This window comes from Flaviramulus sp., from assembly GCF_982512915.1.
This window is the reverse complement of sequence record NZ_CEWOCJ010000003.1, coordinates 31,150-46,764: the sequence shown is the minus strand read 5'-3', so window position 1 is coordinate 46,764 and position 15,615 is coordinate 31,150. Positions and strand designations below refer to the sequence as shown.

Genomic DNA, 15,615 nt, shown 5'->3' with positions numbered 1-15,615 from the left:
ATATTCATGAAAAATAACTTAGTTATATGTTTGTTTTTGGTAGTGGTATCTGCTTTTGCACAACAAAAAAAGTGGACACTACAAGAGTGTGTTGATTATGCTTTAGAAAACAACATTACTATCAAACAAGCTCAAAATAGATTGTTATCTAATGAGCAAGATATTATTGAGGCAAAAGGACAGTTTTTACCTTCAGTTAGTGGTAGTTTAAGTCAAGGTTTATCCTTAGGAAATACAGAGTTATTTCAAGGGCAGTTTGTTGATAGAACAGCAAATAGTACCAATATGTCTGTGGGAACCAATCAAACAATTTTTAACGGTTTCAGATTAACAAATCTGTACAAACAATCTCAATTAAGTTTAGAAGCAAATCAATTCGAGTTAAATAGAATAAAGGATGATATTTCTTTAAATGTTGCTAACTCTTATTTAAATGTTTTGTTCAACATAGAGCAATTAGAAATAGCAAAAGCTCAATATGAATTTAGTAATACACGATTAGAACAAGTTCAAGATTTAGTGGATGCAGGAGTGCAACCTAAAGTAAATATTTATGATGCTGAGGCTACTTTAAGTAGAGATGCGCAACAGGTTACTATAGCTGAAAACAACTATAATTTAGCATTACTTGGTTTATCACAATTATTACAAATCCCGTATGAAGGTTTTGATGTTGAAATTATAAATCTAGAAGCACCTTCTGAAGCTTTACTTTATTCTGATATTAATCCTATTTTGAATTATGCTTTTGAGAACAGAAATGAAATAAAAGTTGCTAAAAAAAATATAGAAAGCGCTGAACTAGGAACTGAAATTTCTAAAGGTGGTTTTTATCCATCAGTAACTGCTGGTTATTCTTACGGTACGAGTGCTTTTTTTACAAATTTAACCGATACTGAAGCTTCTTTTTTAGATCAGTTAAATGAGCAAAGAGCACATAATTTTAGAGTAAGTGTAAACATCCCGATTTTTTCAAGATTTCAGAATAAAACTTCTGTAGCCAGATCTAAAGTTCAAGAAGAAAATAGTAAGTTACGTTTAAATCAAGCTAAACTAGATTTAGAAGCTAATATTCAACGTGCTTATACAGATGCTCAAGCATCATTAAAAGCATTTGTGGCTGCTAAAAAGTCACTTAGCTCACAAGAATTAGCATTTAATAATGTCAAGGAAAGATTTGATATTGGTAGTGTAAATACTTTTGAACTTGAACAGGCAAGAGTTCAATTAATAAATGCACAATCATCGTTAATAAATGCTAAGTATGATTTTGTTTTTAAAACAAAAGTCTTAGATTTTTACATGGGTAAATCTATTACAAATTAGTGTGTCAATAATTTTAAACTTAGAAACAGCCACAACAAATTGCTCAGTTTCACTCTCTAAAGGAGGAAAAACAATTGTTTTAAAAGAGGATACTGATAAAAACTACTCGCATGCTGAAAAGCTCCATGTTTTTATTGATGCTATTTTAACCGAAGCTAATTTAGATTTAAAGGATTTAGATGCTATTTCAGTTAGTAAAGGACCTGGGTCTTACACAGGTTTGCGTATTGGCGTTTCTTCAGCAAAAGGATTGTGTTATGCTTTAAATAAGCCTTTAATTTCAATACCTACTTTAGAATCTTTATCGCATCAAGTAATATGTGAAAAAGGTGTTATTGTTGCTATGTTAGATGCTCGTAGAATGGAAGTGTATTCTGCAATTTTTGACTCTAATCACAATCAAATAAGGGAAACTGAAGCTCAAATTTTACACGAAAATGCTTTCGTTGATTATTTGGAAAAAGATCTAGTTTATTTTATTGGCAATGGCGTAGAAAAAACCAAAGATGTAATTAATCATCCAAATGCTGTTTTTGTTGATGATAAATTTCCATCAGCAAATGAAATGAGTCTATTGGCTTTTAATAAATACAAAATAAGCGACACCGAAGATGTTGCTTATTTTGAACCTTATTATCTAAAAGATTTTGTGGCTTTAAAACCTAAAACTTAAACATTTTTTCTAATTTCAACTTGATGTGGGTAAGGAATTTCAATGCCAGCTGCATCTAAGGCTTCTTTTACATTTTCAGTAATTCCAAAGTAAACGTCCCAATAATCCTCAGCAGTACTCCAAGGTCTTACGGCAAAATTTATAGAACTATCTGCTAATTCTGATACATTTACAGATGGAGCTGGTTCTTTCAACACCTTTGGATGAGACGTTAAAACTTGCATTAGAACCTCTTTTGTTTTTTTAATATCTGAATTATATCCTACGCCAAAAGTTAAATCAACACGACGCGTTCCTTCAGTTGTGTAATTAATAATATTACCATTTGATAAAGAGCCATTTGGTATAATAATTTCTCTGTTAGATAATCCTGTTAACTTAGTAGTAAAAATTTCAATGTGTTTAACAACTCCAATTTCACCTTGTGCTTCAATTAAATCACCAATTTTAAAAGGCTTAAAAATCATTATTAAAACACCTCCTGCAAAGTTACCTAACGAACCTTGTAATGCTAAACCTATAGCTAAACCTGCAGCAGCAATAATTGCTGCAAATGATGTAGTTTCTAATCCAAGAGTTCCTAGTACTACTATAATTAATACTATTTTTAAGGCCCAGCCTAAAAGATTTGATAAAAACTTTTGAAGACTTTCATCATAATTTCCTTTAGACATTATTTTTTTTGAGGCTTTTAGTGCTTTTTTAATAACCCAAGAACCTATAATAAAAATAATGATAGCACTAATAATTTTAAGGCTAAATTCTGTTGCTAAATCAATCCACTTTTGGGTATTAATATTTTCTAAATCCATATTTTTAAATAGTTAATTTTAAATTAAACTTACAATTAATGCTATTAAAGCTGGAATACCTTGAAAATAAAATAACTTTAATTGCTTTGTAGAATAAGCCCCGTAAATTCCTGCTAAAATTACACAAACAAGAAAAAAAACAGTTATTTTAATATCATCTTTTAAGATTGAAAACACTAATCCGGCAGCTAAAAAACCGTTGTATAAACCTTGATTGGCTGCTAAAACTTTAGTTTCTTCTGCAAACTGTTTTGATTTTAAACCAAAGGCTTTAATCCCTTTTGGTTTTGTCCAAAAGAACATTTCTAAAATTAAAAAATAGAGATGCTCAATTACTACTATTAAAATCAAAATAATTGTTATTAAATTCATTATTTTAATAGTTTTATAGCTTCATTAACATCTGTTACTGGAAGTTTACATGCTTTATTTACACACACATATATTAACGTTGTGTTTGGATTATATCTATTTTCTAACAAAGGCATGTTGTTTTCTGAGGTACTACCAGCAATTAATTTGTTGGGAATATAGGTTTTGTTTAAATCATGAATTTTTTCATTTGCAGCTTCTCCAACTATAGCTACTTCATAAAAAGGCATAGAATAATTCAACATTAAATCAAACCAATTTGAAAAACCAGAGGGGTATTCTTGCATTTCAGGCTTTACATTATTAAGCATTGTCATAGCAGTTTTACTAAAATACTCATTATCGAAATAATGTGATAATTTGTATAGATTTTTTGCCATTATAGAATTACTAGCAGGAATCACATTGTCTCTATATTCTATGCTTCTTGATACTAAAGAGGCATCATTATTAGATGTGAAAAAGAACATTTTACTCGTATCATCAAAAAAATGATCGAATGTATAGTTTGCTAAATCTCTTGCGCTATATAACCATTTTTCATCTAAAGTACTTTCATAAAGACTTATAAAAGCATCAACTGTGGATGCGTAGTCTTCTAAATAACCGTTAATAGAACTTGTCTCATTTTTAAAGTTATGATTTAAGCCACCGTCTTCTCGTAATTGCGTATTTAAAATAAAATTAGCATTTTTCTTAGCAGAGATTAAGTAATCTTCATTGCCTAAAACTCGGTAAGCATCTAAATATCCCTTTAACATTAATGCGTTCCAAGAGGTTAAAGTTTTATCATCTAAACTGGGTTTCGATCTTTTGTTTCGTTCTTTCAATAAAATAGATTTCCATTTATTAAGCTTCTCAATTAAAACTTTACTATCAATGTTGTATTTTTTTATGATAGTTTCATGATCATCTTTTCTTATAAGAACATAATTTTCATGTTCCCAAAGCCCATAAATATTAATATTAAAATAGTCTGAAAAAATCTCAAAATCATCTTTTAAAAGTGTTTTAAGTTCTTCTTTTTTCCAAACATAAAAAGCACCTTCTTCTAATTTACCATCTGGGGTATTACTATCTGCATCAAGTGATGAGTAAAAAACACCTTTGGAGTTAGTCATGTCTTGTTTTATATATTGTAATGTTTCTATAATAACATTCTTATATAATTCATTTTTTGTAATTAAATAAGCGTCAGCATATAAGCTCACTAATTGCGCATTATCATACAACATTTTTTCAAAATGTGGTACATGCCATTTATTATCAACAGAATATCTTGAGAAACCACCGCCAATTTGGTCAAAAACACCACCATAAGCCATTTGGGTTAAGGTTAAGTTTACATAATCTAGTAATTCTTTGTTTTTCGTTTGATAGGCATAACGTAGTAAAAAATGATAGTTGTTTGGCATCATAAATTTTGGAGCTCTATTCATACCCCCAAAGGTATGGTCGAATTGTTTAGACCAGTTTTCTATAGCTTTTTCAATATAATTTTTTTCAAAAATAGGCTCATTTGTATTAAGTTGTACAATATCTAATGCTTTGATGCCTTCTTGTAGCTTATCAGCATATTCGTTGAGAGTTTCAGGTTTTTCAATGTATAATTTAGAAATTTGATCTAGAGCACTCATCCATTGTTCTTTCTTGAAATAAGTACCACCCCAAACAGGTCTTCCATCAGGTAGAGTAATAACATTCAATGGCCAACCACCTTGTCCTGTAATTAATTGAACTGCATTCATGTATACTTGGTCTATATCAGGGCGTTCTTCTCTATCAACTTTTATATTTATAAAGTTTTTGTTCATTACTTGAGCTACAAGGCTATCCTCAAAACTTTCATGTTCCATAACATGGCACCAATGGCAAGCAGCATACCCAACACTTATGAGTATTAATTTATTTTCTGATTTAGCTTGATTCAGAGTTTTTTCATTCCAAGGATTCCAATCAACAGGGTTGTGAGCATGCTGTAATAAATAAGGGCTTGTTTCATTAATAAGTTTGTTGGTGAATTGATGTTCCATGGATTTTGAATTTGGACCTTTACAACTGATTATGAGTAGTGAAATTACAAGTAATGAGATATGCTTCATATATCAAATTTAATAAAATTAAATATTCAAAAGTATTCACTAAATGAACACTTTTGAATATTTGAAAGAAATATAAGATTTAATTAACCGTTTATGGCTTCAACAGTTTCTACTTTGCCATTAAGCATTTCTTTAAGCATGTTTTCAATACCACTTTTTAGAGTATAAGTTGATGATGGACATCCACTACAAGCTCCTTGTAGCATTACGCTTACATTTTTGCTATCAGCATCGTATGAAATAAATTGAATATTACCACCATCACTAGCTACAGCTGGTTTTACATATTCCTCAAGAATATTTATAATTTCTTTGGAAGTATCATCTAAACTTTCGTAATGTGAGTCAAGTTGTGTTGATGATTTTTTTAAAGTTTCAGCTGCATTGGGCAATACAACCTCTTTTCCGTTTTCAATGTAATTTCTTATGAATTCCCGAAGTTCTATCGTAATATCTTGCCATTCAGCAATATCGTATTTTGTAATAGATACATAGTTTTCGTCAATAAAAACACTTTTTACAAAAGGGAAATGAAACAATTCAGTGGCTAGAGGAGAAAGCTTTGCTTCATCTATAGATGTGAATTCAAAAAGGGCAGTTACAATTTTTTTATTTGCAACAAATTTCATCACAGATGGATTTGGAGTGCTCTCTGCATAAATAGTAATTGGCACTTTTTTATTTGCTGTTGCAGTATTTTCAATTATAACGCCTCCATCATTTAAATATGCTTCAATTTGTTCAGCAACTTCATCTTGTACATCATGCCATTCAACAATGTTATAACGTTCTACAGCAATAAAATTTCCTGAGATATATACCTTTTTTACGAAAGGAAGGTAAAACAATTGTTGCGCTAAAGGGGATGGTTTAGCATCATCAATATTATTAAATTCAAAACTTTGATGTTGTGTAATAAACTGATTAATTTCAAATTTAACTATAGCATTATTTGATGTTTCTTGCACAGAAACCTTGAAAGTATTCATTTCAACTAATTTTTTACAAAAATACTAAAAGAAAACTTTAGTTATCCATATATTTGGTATTTGTTGCCAATTATAAGCCTTTTAAAGATAAATGAGAATTTTGTCTTTTTTTATGTGTAATTTTTTAAGAATCAAGACGTTTGTATTAATAAAAACTACTTGACAAAAAAGTTTATGAAATTGAAAAATACCATTTTAGTAATTTTACTAGCAATTATATCGCAGATAAGTACTTCTCAAGAAGGCTTACCAATATATACAGATTATTTAACTGATAATTATTATTTAATACATCCATCTATGGCTGGAGTAGCTAACTGTTCTAAAGTTAGGTTAACTGCTAGACAACAGTGGTTTGGACAAGAAGATGCACCTAAACTTTTAACTTTAAGCATGAATGGAAGAATTGGAGAATCATCATCTGCTATAGGAGGTATTTTATATGCTGATGAAAACGGTTATCACTCACAAAAAGGGGCCTATGTTACTTATGCACATCACCTTTTATTTTCCAGAAGTGAAGTTGATTTAAATATGCTTTCATTTGGTTTAAGTGCTGGTTTTATTCAATATCAATTAGATGAAACTACCTTTTTATTTGACGGTCCAGATCCAATAATTGATGGTATTGTACAAAATGCTACTAATTTTAATATAGATTTTGGATTTTCTTATCATTTCCTTGATTTTTATGCACATGGTACTATAAAAAATGTGCTTAAAAATTCTGGAGTTAATAATGATATAGAAATAACAAGTAATTTAAGACGCTATTTATTCTCAGTTGGAAATGTTTTTAGTAAGTATGGTAGTGAATGGAGTTATGAGCCTTCTATTATGTTTCAATATAAAGATGGCACCAAAGAGGCTACCGTGGACTTTAATGCAAAAGTTTATAAGCAAATGGAGTTTGGTAAAATATGGGGCGCTTTATCTTACAGACAAAGCTTAGATGGTGCTGAGTTTTTAACAGCTTCGAATACAGTTAGTAGCCAAAAGTTGCAGCAACTTTCACCGATTTTAGGAGTTAATTATAATGAGTTTATGTTTGCATATAATTATACGTATCAAACAAATTCGGTAGTATTTACAAATGGTGGTTTTCATCAATTAACTTTAGGTTATAATTTTGATTGTAAAAGAGAGCGTTATGAATGTAATTGTCCTGCGGTAAACTAAAAAAAGAGGCTTATTATAGGAGCCTATTTTTTTTGAATTAATTCCAAGTAAATTTTTTCTTTTTTGCTTGTTCTTTTATGGCTTTTATCATGGCATTTTCTAAACCATTCGTATTTTCTTTTTGTTGTTTTAAAACGAATGCTTTACGTTTTGTGTTTAATTCTAGAATTTGTTTTTGAATGGTTTCACGTTGTTTCTTTTTGCTATTTACATAAATTTTCACTTCCTCTTTAGTTTTTCCTTTTAACTCATTTGGTAACATATCGTCTTTAAGTTCTTCAACAACAATTTCTTTTAATTCAATGGCATCTACCAAATCCCATGTTTCATTTTTATATAAATGAGAACTTTTACTTACGGTTCTTTTTACAGCATTTGCTTTACTGTAGTTATTAGCATTTGTGTCCTGTTCAGCTTGTAATGCTAGTTTCTGGTTTCCTTTATTGCCGTATACTACATAGGTTTTATTTAATTTTTGATTTAAAATTAAAATAGTATCATCATAGGGAGATACTATATGTATTGTTTTTTGATTTTGGTTAATAGCCATATAATCACCAAAGGTTAATTGAGCGCCATCTTTCCAATGACTAGAGATTCCTTGAATGTAATCACCACAAAAAATGGTATTAATAGTTACATCTTTTTCTTTAGCGTTTAAAGAGGCATTCTTATAGTTTATCTTTCCCTGATTAAAAGGTTCATTTCCTGCAATAAAAATTAGCTTCAAATCATCTTGGTTTTTTCCCCAGTCTAATTGGTTTAATGACGTTTGAATAACGTGTCCACAATATTCCTCTCCACCATTTGTAGTTAATGAAAATAATTCTTTTGAAATTTCATCTAAATCATCACTAAAGGCTAATACCTGTCTAATAAAACCTTCATCAATATGTAATCTATCGTTGCCATACTCATATATTGCAATTTGTAAATTTGGTTTAATGTTATCACATTTAGCATAAGATAACTCATTTACTATATCCCAAAGCTGCGCTTTGGTTTGGTCTATAAGTCCGTCCATACTATTACTGGTATCTAATAATAAAGCCACTTTAATGATTTGCTTATCTGGTTTTGGTTGATTAGTTTCAGTTTGTTTATAAGCAATTTCTTGTTTTTTAGTTTTTGCGTTGCACGCTATAAACGTTATTATAGTACAACAAAATAAGATTCTTTTAATTGATATTTTCATAATGTTTTATAATTAATTTATTTCAAATTTTGCATGAATGGTTGCCGATATTAAAATGCTTTTTAAGTTTAAATTCTCAATTTTATCTTCTTTTTCTCGATAAGTATAACCTGTAATAACAACTTCATTTTGCATCCCAAAATTATTGTTTAAGGGGTTTTTATCTTCTCTAATAAACAAAGCCTTCCCTAAGCTTTGGTCAATGGCTTTTGCATAATCAGTTGCTTTTTCTCTAGCTATTTTTAAAGCTTTAAGTTTTGTTTCTCTAGTAATTTTTTCAATGTCTGTATGGCTTGTTTTGGTTATCGAAATATTTGAAATATCAATTTTATCTAAAGCTTCAAATACCTTTCCAAGCGTCTCACCATTATTTACAATTAATTCATAACGCTTAGTTTTAGTGACTTCATTATCAGCTAAAAATTTTCTTTTGTAATACCCATTAAAATCAATTATTGAAAAGTTTTTATCTAAATCTATAGCAAGCGATTTTAAAATAGCAATCATTTTATTTTCTTGCTGCTCTACACTTATTTTTCCTTTTTTATCATTTTCATTAATAATTATGGTGAGATATATTTCATTGGGGATTATTTCTGTTTCAATATTGCCAGTAACTTCTATATAAGGGTGATCGATGAAGTTTTTTTGTCCGTTTTGACCAAATGATATGTTTGAAGTAAATAGAATGATTAAAAGGATGTTGTTTAAAATTTTCATAGATATTAATTTTTAAAGAATTATGTATATGTTTAACAGTATAAATCTACGTGCAACATATTTCTTAAAAAACAGAGATTGAGTTAGCCGAGTTTTTGGTTGCGTGAACCACCCTTTTTAATGCGTGAAGTGGCATTTTTCCGTAAAAAAGAAGCATTTTTATAAAATCACTATTTTAATATACCAAGTAAAGTGCGTAAGTTTAGCTGTGATAAAATAATACATGCAGTTAGTTTTAAAAAATATAGGTTTTTTATTTTTTTTGTTTTGTGGTGTTTTGTTTTCTCAAAACAAGAAAGCACTTTCAAATACAGCAGCAAAATTTACAGTGCGTGGTTTGATTATAGAAAGTGATAGGCAAAAACCAATTGCTGATGTTAATATCGAGGTTAATGGCGGTGCTTATACAACTACGGATAAGTTTGGTGAATTTAGAATTGAAGCTAAAAAAGGAGACGAACTTACCATAAAGCACAAAGATTTTGAGACGGTTTATTACATTATACAAAGTAATGAGCGTATCAAAGTTCAAGTAGAACCTAATAAAGATGTTCCGGAGGTAAAGTTTGAAAAAATAACCAGATCTAATAAGTTTGAAACCTTCATGTCTCTTATAGATTCTGCCGAAACTTATCTAAAAAAAGACGCAAAAAAGAGTATTGAATTTGCCGCAGATGCTTTAGCGCAGGGAAAATCAGTAAAAGAAAACAGTGAAGCTTATGAGGTTTTAGGAGACATTTATTTGTATTGGAAACAATTTGATTTAGCGGTTTCAAATTATAGAATTAGCTTACAAAATATAGCCACAAATACTGTAAAATTAAAACTTGCCAAGGCTTATAAAGAGAATAAAAACTATCAAGAGAGTTTAAAACTATATAATACAATTGATAAAAAACAATTATCAAATTGGCAATTAATAGAACTTTATGAAGGTTTAGGAGATTTACATTTTTCAACCAAATCCTATCAACTTTCTATAATTGCTTACCAAGGAGCTTTAAAGGTGGCACAAAAACATTTAATAACGCCCAAAATAACTGATTTAAATTCTAAAATAGCACAATCATATAGCTCTAAAGGAGAGCCTAAAGTGGCCAAAGAATTTTTTAATGAGTCTTTAAAATTAGCAAGTTCTCAAAATCAAACAAGAGCTCTTGAGGAGAAGCTTAAAGTAGCCGATTTCGAAAATGAAAATAATAACTTTTCAGATGAAATTGAGTTACGGAAAGAAGCTTTAAATACGATTAAGATTATACAAACCGATTCGATTTTTAATAACGAAAGCGCTTTAACTTCCCAAAAACAGAAATATAAAATTGGGAATGCTTATGCGTCACAAAGAGATTATACCAATGCCATTCCTTATCTACAAAATAGTATAGAAGAGGCTGATAGTAAAGCTGATTTAGTTGTACAAAAAGATGCAACTAGAAGATTATCTGAAGTTTATAAAGATGCTGGTGAGTTTGATAAAGCCTTATCAGCATACCAAGATTATGTAGATTTAGTTGATAAATTGTACTTGAAAAAGGAACAAGAAATATCCCAAGCAGCAAGGTTTAGTAAAGATATTATAAATAAGCAAAACAGAATTTTAAGTTTAGAAAGTGATAGAGAACTATCTGAGAGTAAATACCAATTTACCGAAGAACAATCTAAAAGACAAAAACTAATTATTTACTCCCTTGTTGGTGGTGTTTTACTTTTATTGATTCTAGCTTTTTTAATGTTCAAGTTTATTAAACAACAACGTTTAGCTAATAATTTGTTGGCTTTAAAAAGTTTAAGAAGTCAAATGAATCCTCATTTTATTTTTAATGCATTAAATTCGGTCAACAGTTTTATAGCTTCAAATGATGAGCGTACTGCTAATAAATATCTAACAGATTTTTCACTATTAATGCGAGCTGTTTTAGAAAATAGTGAAGAAGATTTTATACCATTAGAAAAAGAAATAGAACTATTACAATTATATACCAAATTAGAGCATTTCAGGTTTCAAGATAAATTTGATTATCAGATACATATTGATGAAAATATTAAAATTACAGATTTTGTAATTCCGCCTATGTTATTACAACCTTATATCGAAAATGCTGTTTGGCATGGGCTACGATACAAGAAAACAAAAGGACTTTTAGAAATCAATATTACTCAAAACAAACCTGATGAAATTAAAATCTCTATTACAGATGATGGTATTGGTAGAGAAAAATCTAAAGCCTTAAAAACCAAAAATCAACAAAAACAAAATTCAAAGGGTATGGGTAATATCAAAAAAAGGGTGTCTATTTTGAATGCTATGTACAAAGATAAAGTGGATGTTGCTATTGAGGATTTTACTTATCAAGAAGATACTGGAACTAAAGTTGAAGTAACGCTTAAAAGAGATTAAAAAATTACTGGAAATATAATGTATGAAATTAACCGCGATTATAGTAGAAGACGAGGAAAGAAGTAGAGACATCCTCAAAAATTATCTAAAAAAATATTGCCCAAGTGTTAGTGTTTTAGGAGAAGCTGCTAACGTTGATGAAGCCCTTGTTTTAATTAGAAATAACGATTTAGATTTGGTGTTTCTAGATGTAGAAATGCCTTATGGCAATGCCTTTGATTTGCTGGAAAAATTAGGGAATATTAATTTTGAAACCGTTTTTGTAACAGCTTATAATCATTACGCGATAGATGCTTTAAACTCCCACGCTTGTTATTATTTAATGAAGCCTATATCAATTGATGAACTCATAAAAGCGGTAGATTACGTTACTGAAATTAAAACAAAAGAAGTAGCACTGCAAGATCAAGTGCTTACTCCAAAAACAAATAGCGTTAATGGAAAAATAACCATTCCGCAATTAGATGGTTTTGAAGTTATCAATATTGCCGATATATTATACTGTAAAGCCGATGATAATTATACCGAAATTTATCTTAACAATAATAAAAAGAAGTTGGTAAGTAAAACCTTAAAGTATTTTGAAGATGCTTTAAACGATACTAGTTTTGCCAGGATTCATAAATCATACATAGTAAACGTTAACGAAATTACTAAATATGTAAAAGGAAAAGGAGGAAGTGTCGTACTAAGTAACGGTAAAGAAATTATGGTTTCAGCATCAAAAAAATCAGAATTATTATCCTATTTTAAATAACTTTCAGCAATTAAACGAATCAATAATTAATCAATTCAACTTAAAAACATGCCCATAATAAAACCAGTAAACGGAAAGCATCCACAATTACCAGACGATTGTTACATCGCCGAAAATGCTACTATAGTAGGCGATGTAATTGTAGGAAAACAGTGTAGTATATGGTTCAATGCTGTTATTCGTGGCGATGTGCATTACATCAAAATGGGCAATAAAGTAAATGTGCAAGATGGCGCCGTTATACATGCAACCTATCTAAAATCACCTACAAATATTGGCAATAATGTATCCATTGGCCATAATGCCATTGTGCACGGGTGTACCATTCACGATAATGTTTTGGTGGGCATGGGCAGTATTATTATGGATGATTGTGTTGTAGAAAGTAACAGTATCATAGCTGCAGGTGCTGTACTTACCAAAAATACACACGTAGAGTCTGGAAGTATTTATGCCGGTGTTCCCGCAAAAAAAGTTAAAGATATAAGTCAAGAATTAATCTCAGGAGAAATCAATCGTATTGCAGATAATTACATAAAATATTCTAGTTGGTTTAAAGAGTAGGGCGTTACCACAAGGGTCGGGCTTTGCGTTGCAATCTTTTTTTTCGTACCTCAAAAAAAGGATTTTCACTTCAATCCCTAACGCAGTTTATAGTTTCAATTAAAAATCTTTTTTTTTAACACTAAATTTATTACCCAAAAGCGATTGCATAACTTCCGGATTACCATTAGTGTAAAACACGTTTTTAGGATTTATAAAATTAGTATTTAATAAATCATTTTTTTCTAAAACAACTTTAGTTTGTTTAGCTACAGCCTCACCAGAATCTAAAATTTTTACATGTTTTGGTAACAAATCAATAAGTATTGGAATTAAGTATGGGTAGTGGGTACAACCCAAAACTAAATAATCAATTTCAGCATCAATCATTGGTTTTAAATACATTATTAAAAGTGTTTTCATTTCTTCAGAAAATAATTTACCACTTTCAATAAGCTCAACAATACCATCGCCATGTTGCTCTATAACTTTAATATGACCAGCAAATAACACAGATGTTTTAGAAAACAAAGCGCTACTTAATGTCCCTTTAGTTGCTAATATTCCAATGGTTTGAGTTTTACTTTGAAGCGCTGCTGGTTTAATAGCAGGTTCTATACCAATAAAACGGATTTTATAAGTTGCTCTTAAATAATCAATAGCATTTGTAGTGGCAGTATTGCAAGCTACTACAATAATTTTACAACCTTTTTGTATTAAGTATTCAGTGTTTTTAATACTTAATTTTATAATGGCATCTTTTCCTTTTGTTCCATATGGGGCATTTGCACTGTCCGCCAAATATAATGTATTCTCATATGGTAAGAGTTCGTGTATTTCACTCCAAATAGAAGTGCCGCCAATTCCAGAATCAAAAATACCAATCGGTTGTGTGTTCATCCTTCAACAAAAAAAAGCTGCCTTAAAAAGACAGCTTAAATATATTTAATTAAATCTAAATTAGATACCTAATTTCTTTTTAACATCTTCTAAAATATCTTTTCCGTCAGCAACAATTAAAGTAGCTCTGTCTAAAACATATTGAAAACCCTGTGCTTTAGCTACATCATTAATAGCTTTCATAGCTTTATCTTGTATAGGCTTAAATAATTCAGCTTCTTTTTGAGCTAAATCTTTTTGAGCATCAGCTCTAAACTGTTGAATACGTTGTTGCTTTTCTTGTAACTCTAAACCTCTTTTTTGGTTTTCTTCATCAGTTTTTGTTGCAGCCTCAGCTTCGTATTGTTTTACAGTATTTTGATATTCTGTAATAGATGCTTGAATATCTGTTTGGTAAGTTTTACCTAAAGTTTCAAGTTCTGATTGTGCAGCTTTAGCTTCCGGCATTGCAGCAATCAATTCTTGCGTATTTATATGTGCAACTTTGCTTTGTGCTTGTGTAAAACTTACAGTTCCAATGCATAATGCAGTTGCTAATAAAAGAGTTTTTAATTGTTTCATTTTTAAATAGTATTAATTGTGTTATAAATTGTTAATTGTTATTTGTACTGTCTTTTGCTTTTTCTCGATCTTCTATAATCTTTTTCTTTTTATCTTCAAGAGCTTTTTTTCTTGCTTCTCTTTCGGCTAATTTTTTAAGTCTATTTTCTTCAATTAGTTGCGCTTTTGTTTTCGTGTCACCTTCTGTTTTTACTTCTGTAGTTTTTACTGTTTCGCTTCCGTTATTATTTTTTTCTGTTGTGTTAACTCGTTCGTCAAGTTTTTTCTGTTTTGCTTTTTCGCGATCTTCTAATATTTTTAAACGTCTTTCTTCGGCTTCTTTCACTTTAGCAGCTCTTGCATCTAATTTTTCTTGTCTCGCTGCTTCAATAACACTTTCACGTTCTTCTTTCTTTTCTTCTAACGCCTTTTCTCTTGCTTCTAGTTCATAATTAATCTCAGGGTTTAATTCTTCTTCTTTTGCAGCTTTAATCTCAGCTTTTGAATCAGCTTGCGTTCGTTTTGATGCTCTAGTTATACTTCTTAAAATTTGTTCACTTAAATCAAGCTGATTAACAGAATAAAGCATGATGCCTGTTGTTGATTTATCAAGAATGAGGTCATAATTTTTGGTTTTCCCTATATCTTGCACAGCGGCAAAAATTTGGTCTTGTATGGGCTGCATTAATTGTTTTTTCTGAATAAACAAATCTCCATTTGGACCAAAACGTTTTTGCTGATAATCTAAAATTTCTTGTTCTTCAAAAGTAATATCTTCTTCACGTTCATCAATAAGGTCCTTTGTTAAAAGAGCTTTCTCATTACTTAAATCTTTTCGTTTTTGTTCAATTACAGCTAATTTTTGTTGAATTTCATTTTTCCATTTTTCAGCTTTATCATTTAATTGAGCTGTAGCTTCTTGATATTCAGGAACATTTTCTAAAATATATTCTGTATCTATGTATGCAATTCTAACACCTCTTTGTGCATAAGTTGATATGCTTAGTGTTAGAACTATTGTCAATAAAAAAAGAACTTTGTTTTGCATTTGTTTAATATTTTATAATTTATCAACTAATAAATTCTAAAAATGACAGGTGATTTTTTCT

At 29.8% G+C, this 15,615-nt stretch carries 15 protein-coding genes; 6 read left to right on the top strand and 9 right to left on the bottom strand.

Annotated elements, in window-relative coordinates:
- Positions 1-6: 6 nt before the first annotated feature.
- The gene (locus AC1XJX_RS02965; protein WP_482002473.1) at positions 7-1,326 is read left to right on the top strand and encodes a TolC family protein; all 1,320 of its coding nucleotides are present in this window, start codon (positions 7-9) and stop codon (positions 1,324-1,326) included.
- A 1-nt stretch (position 1,327) separates the two neighbouring features.
- A complete protein-coding gene (gene tsaB / locus AC1XJX_RS02960; protein ID WP_482002472.1) occupies positions 1,328-1,999 on the top strand; it encodes a tRNA (adenosine(37)-N6)-threonylcarbamoyltransferase complex dimerization subunit type 1 TsaB in 672 nt (223 codons plus the stop codon).
- On the opposite strand, the gene AC1XJX_RS02955 is transcribed toward tsaB, so the two are convergent.
- The 4 genes from AC1XJX_RS02955 to AC1XJX_RS02940 all read right to left on the bottom strand — a co-directional run bounded on the left by AC1XJX_RS02955 (position 1,996) and on the right by AC1XJX_RS02940 (position 6,274).
- Positions 1,996-2,811 (bottom strand): mechanosensitive ion channel family protein, encoded by an 816-nt coding sequence (locus AC1XJX_RS02955; RefSeq protein ID WP_482002471.1) that lies wholly within the window; start codon positions 2,809-2,811, stop codon positions 1,996-1,998. The two genes, tsaB and AC1XJX_RS02955, sit on opposite strands and share 4 nt — an antisense overlap.
- A gap of 18 nt (positions 2,812-2,829) precedes the next feature.
- Positions 2,830-3,183 (bottom strand): DUF1304 domain-containing protein, encoded by a 354-nt coding sequence (locus AC1XJX_RS02950; RefSeq protein ID WP_482002470.1) that lies wholly within the window; start codon positions 3,181-3,183, stop codon positions 2,830-2,832.
- Positions 3,183-5,285, bottom strand: a complete 2,103-nt coding sequence (locus AC1XJX_RS02945) for a thioredoxin domain-containing protein (RefSeq protein WP_482002469.1) — start codon at positions 5,283-5,285, stop codon at positions 3,183-3,185. Before AC1XJX_RS02945 ends, AC1XJX_RS02950 begins: the two co-directional genes overlap by 1 nt.
- Positions 5,286-5,368: 83 nt before the next feature.
- Positions 5,369-6,274, bottom strand: coding sequence for a NifU family protein (locus AC1XJX_RS02940; protein ID WP_482002468.1), 906 nt, complete (start codon positions 6,272-6,274; stop codon positions 5,369-5,371).
- A gap of 174 nt (positions 6,275-6,448) precedes the next feature.
- Here AC1XJX_RS02940 and AC1XJX_RS02935 point away from each other — a divergent pair, with 174 nt between their 5' ends.
- A complete protein-coding gene (locus AC1XJX_RS02935; protein ID WP_482002467.1) occupies positions 6,449-7,453 on the top strand; it encodes a PorP/SprF family type IX secretion system membrane protein in 1,005 nt (334 codons plus the stop codon).
- 37 nt (positions 7,454-7,490) lie between these two features.
- Here AC1XJX_RS02935 and AC1XJX_RS02930 read toward each other — a convergent pair whose 3' ends face one another.
- Together AC1XJX_RS02930 and AC1XJX_RS02925 are read right to left on the bottom strand one after the other, a co-directional pair.
- On the bottom strand, positions 7,491-8,648 hold the full coding sequence (locus AC1XJX_RS02930) for a VWA domain-containing protein (RefSeq protein WP_482002466.1): 1,158 nt from the start codon (positions 8,646-8,648) through the stop codon (positions 7,491-7,493).
- Between the two features lie 12 nt (positions 8,649-8,660).
- Positions 8,661-9,368 carry an SIMPL domain-containing protein gene (locus tag AC1XJX_RS02925; RefSeq protein ID WP_482002465.1) on the bottom strand — a complete coding sequence of 236 codons (708 nt, stop codon included), beginning with the start codon at positions 9,366-9,368 and terminating at the stop codon, positions 8,661-8,663.
- Between the two features lie 223 nt (positions 9,369-9,591).
- Here AC1XJX_RS02925 and AC1XJX_RS02920 point away from each other — a divergent pair, with 223 nt between their 5' ends.
- Genes AC1XJX_RS02920 through AC1XJX_RS02910 form a run of 3 tightly spaced genes read left to right on the top strand, consistent with a single transcriptional unit; the run spans position 9,592 to position 13,087 of the window.
- Positions 9,592-11,766 carry a tetratricopeptide repeat-containing sensor histidine kinase gene (locus AC1XJX_RS02920; RefSeq protein WP_482002464.1) on the top strand — a complete coding sequence of 725 codons (2,175 nt, stop codon included), beginning with the start codon at positions 9,592-9,594 and terminating at the stop codon, positions 11,764-11,766.
- A 22-nt stretch (positions 11,767-11,788) separates the two neighbouring features.
- Positions 11,789-12,523 carry a LytR/AlgR family response regulator transcription factor gene (locus tag AC1XJX_RS02915; RefSeq protein ID WP_482002463.1) on the top strand — a complete coding sequence of 245 codons (735 nt, stop codon included), beginning with the start codon at positions 11,789-11,791 and terminating at the stop codon, positions 12,521-12,523.
- 48 nt (positions 12,524-12,571) lie between these two features.
- Positions 12,572-13,087, top strand: a complete 516-nt coding sequence (locus AC1XJX_RS02910) for a gamma carbonic anhydrase family protein (protein WP_482002462.1) — start codon at positions 12,572-12,574, stop codon at positions 13,085-13,087.
- Between the two features lie 99 nt (positions 13,088-13,186).
- On the opposite strand, the gene murI is transcribed toward AC1XJX_RS02910, so the two are convergent.
- From murI to AC1XJX_RS02895, 3 genes are read right to left on the bottom strand one after another with little or no spacing between them, the layout of a single operon-like run.
- Positions 13,187-13,966: a glutamate racemase gene (gene murI / locus AC1XJX_RS02905; RefSeq protein WP_482002461.1), complete on the bottom strand. Its 780-nt coding sequence runs from the start codon at positions 13,964-13,966 to the stop codon at positions 13,187-13,189.
- Between the two features lie 60 nt (positions 13,967-14,026).
- A complete protein-coding gene (locus AC1XJX_RS02900) occupies positions 14,027-14,527 on the bottom strand; it encodes an OmpH/Skp family outer membrane protein (protein WP_482002460.1) in 501 nt (166 codons plus the stop codon).
- A gap of 31 nt (positions 14,528-14,558) precedes the next feature.
- Entirely contained in the window at positions 14,559-15,554 is a 996-nt protein-coding gene (locus tag AC1XJX_RS02895; protein WP_482002459.1) for an OmpH/Skp family outer membrane protein, read from the bottom strand.
- Positions 15,555-15,615 lie beyond the last annotated feature (61 nt).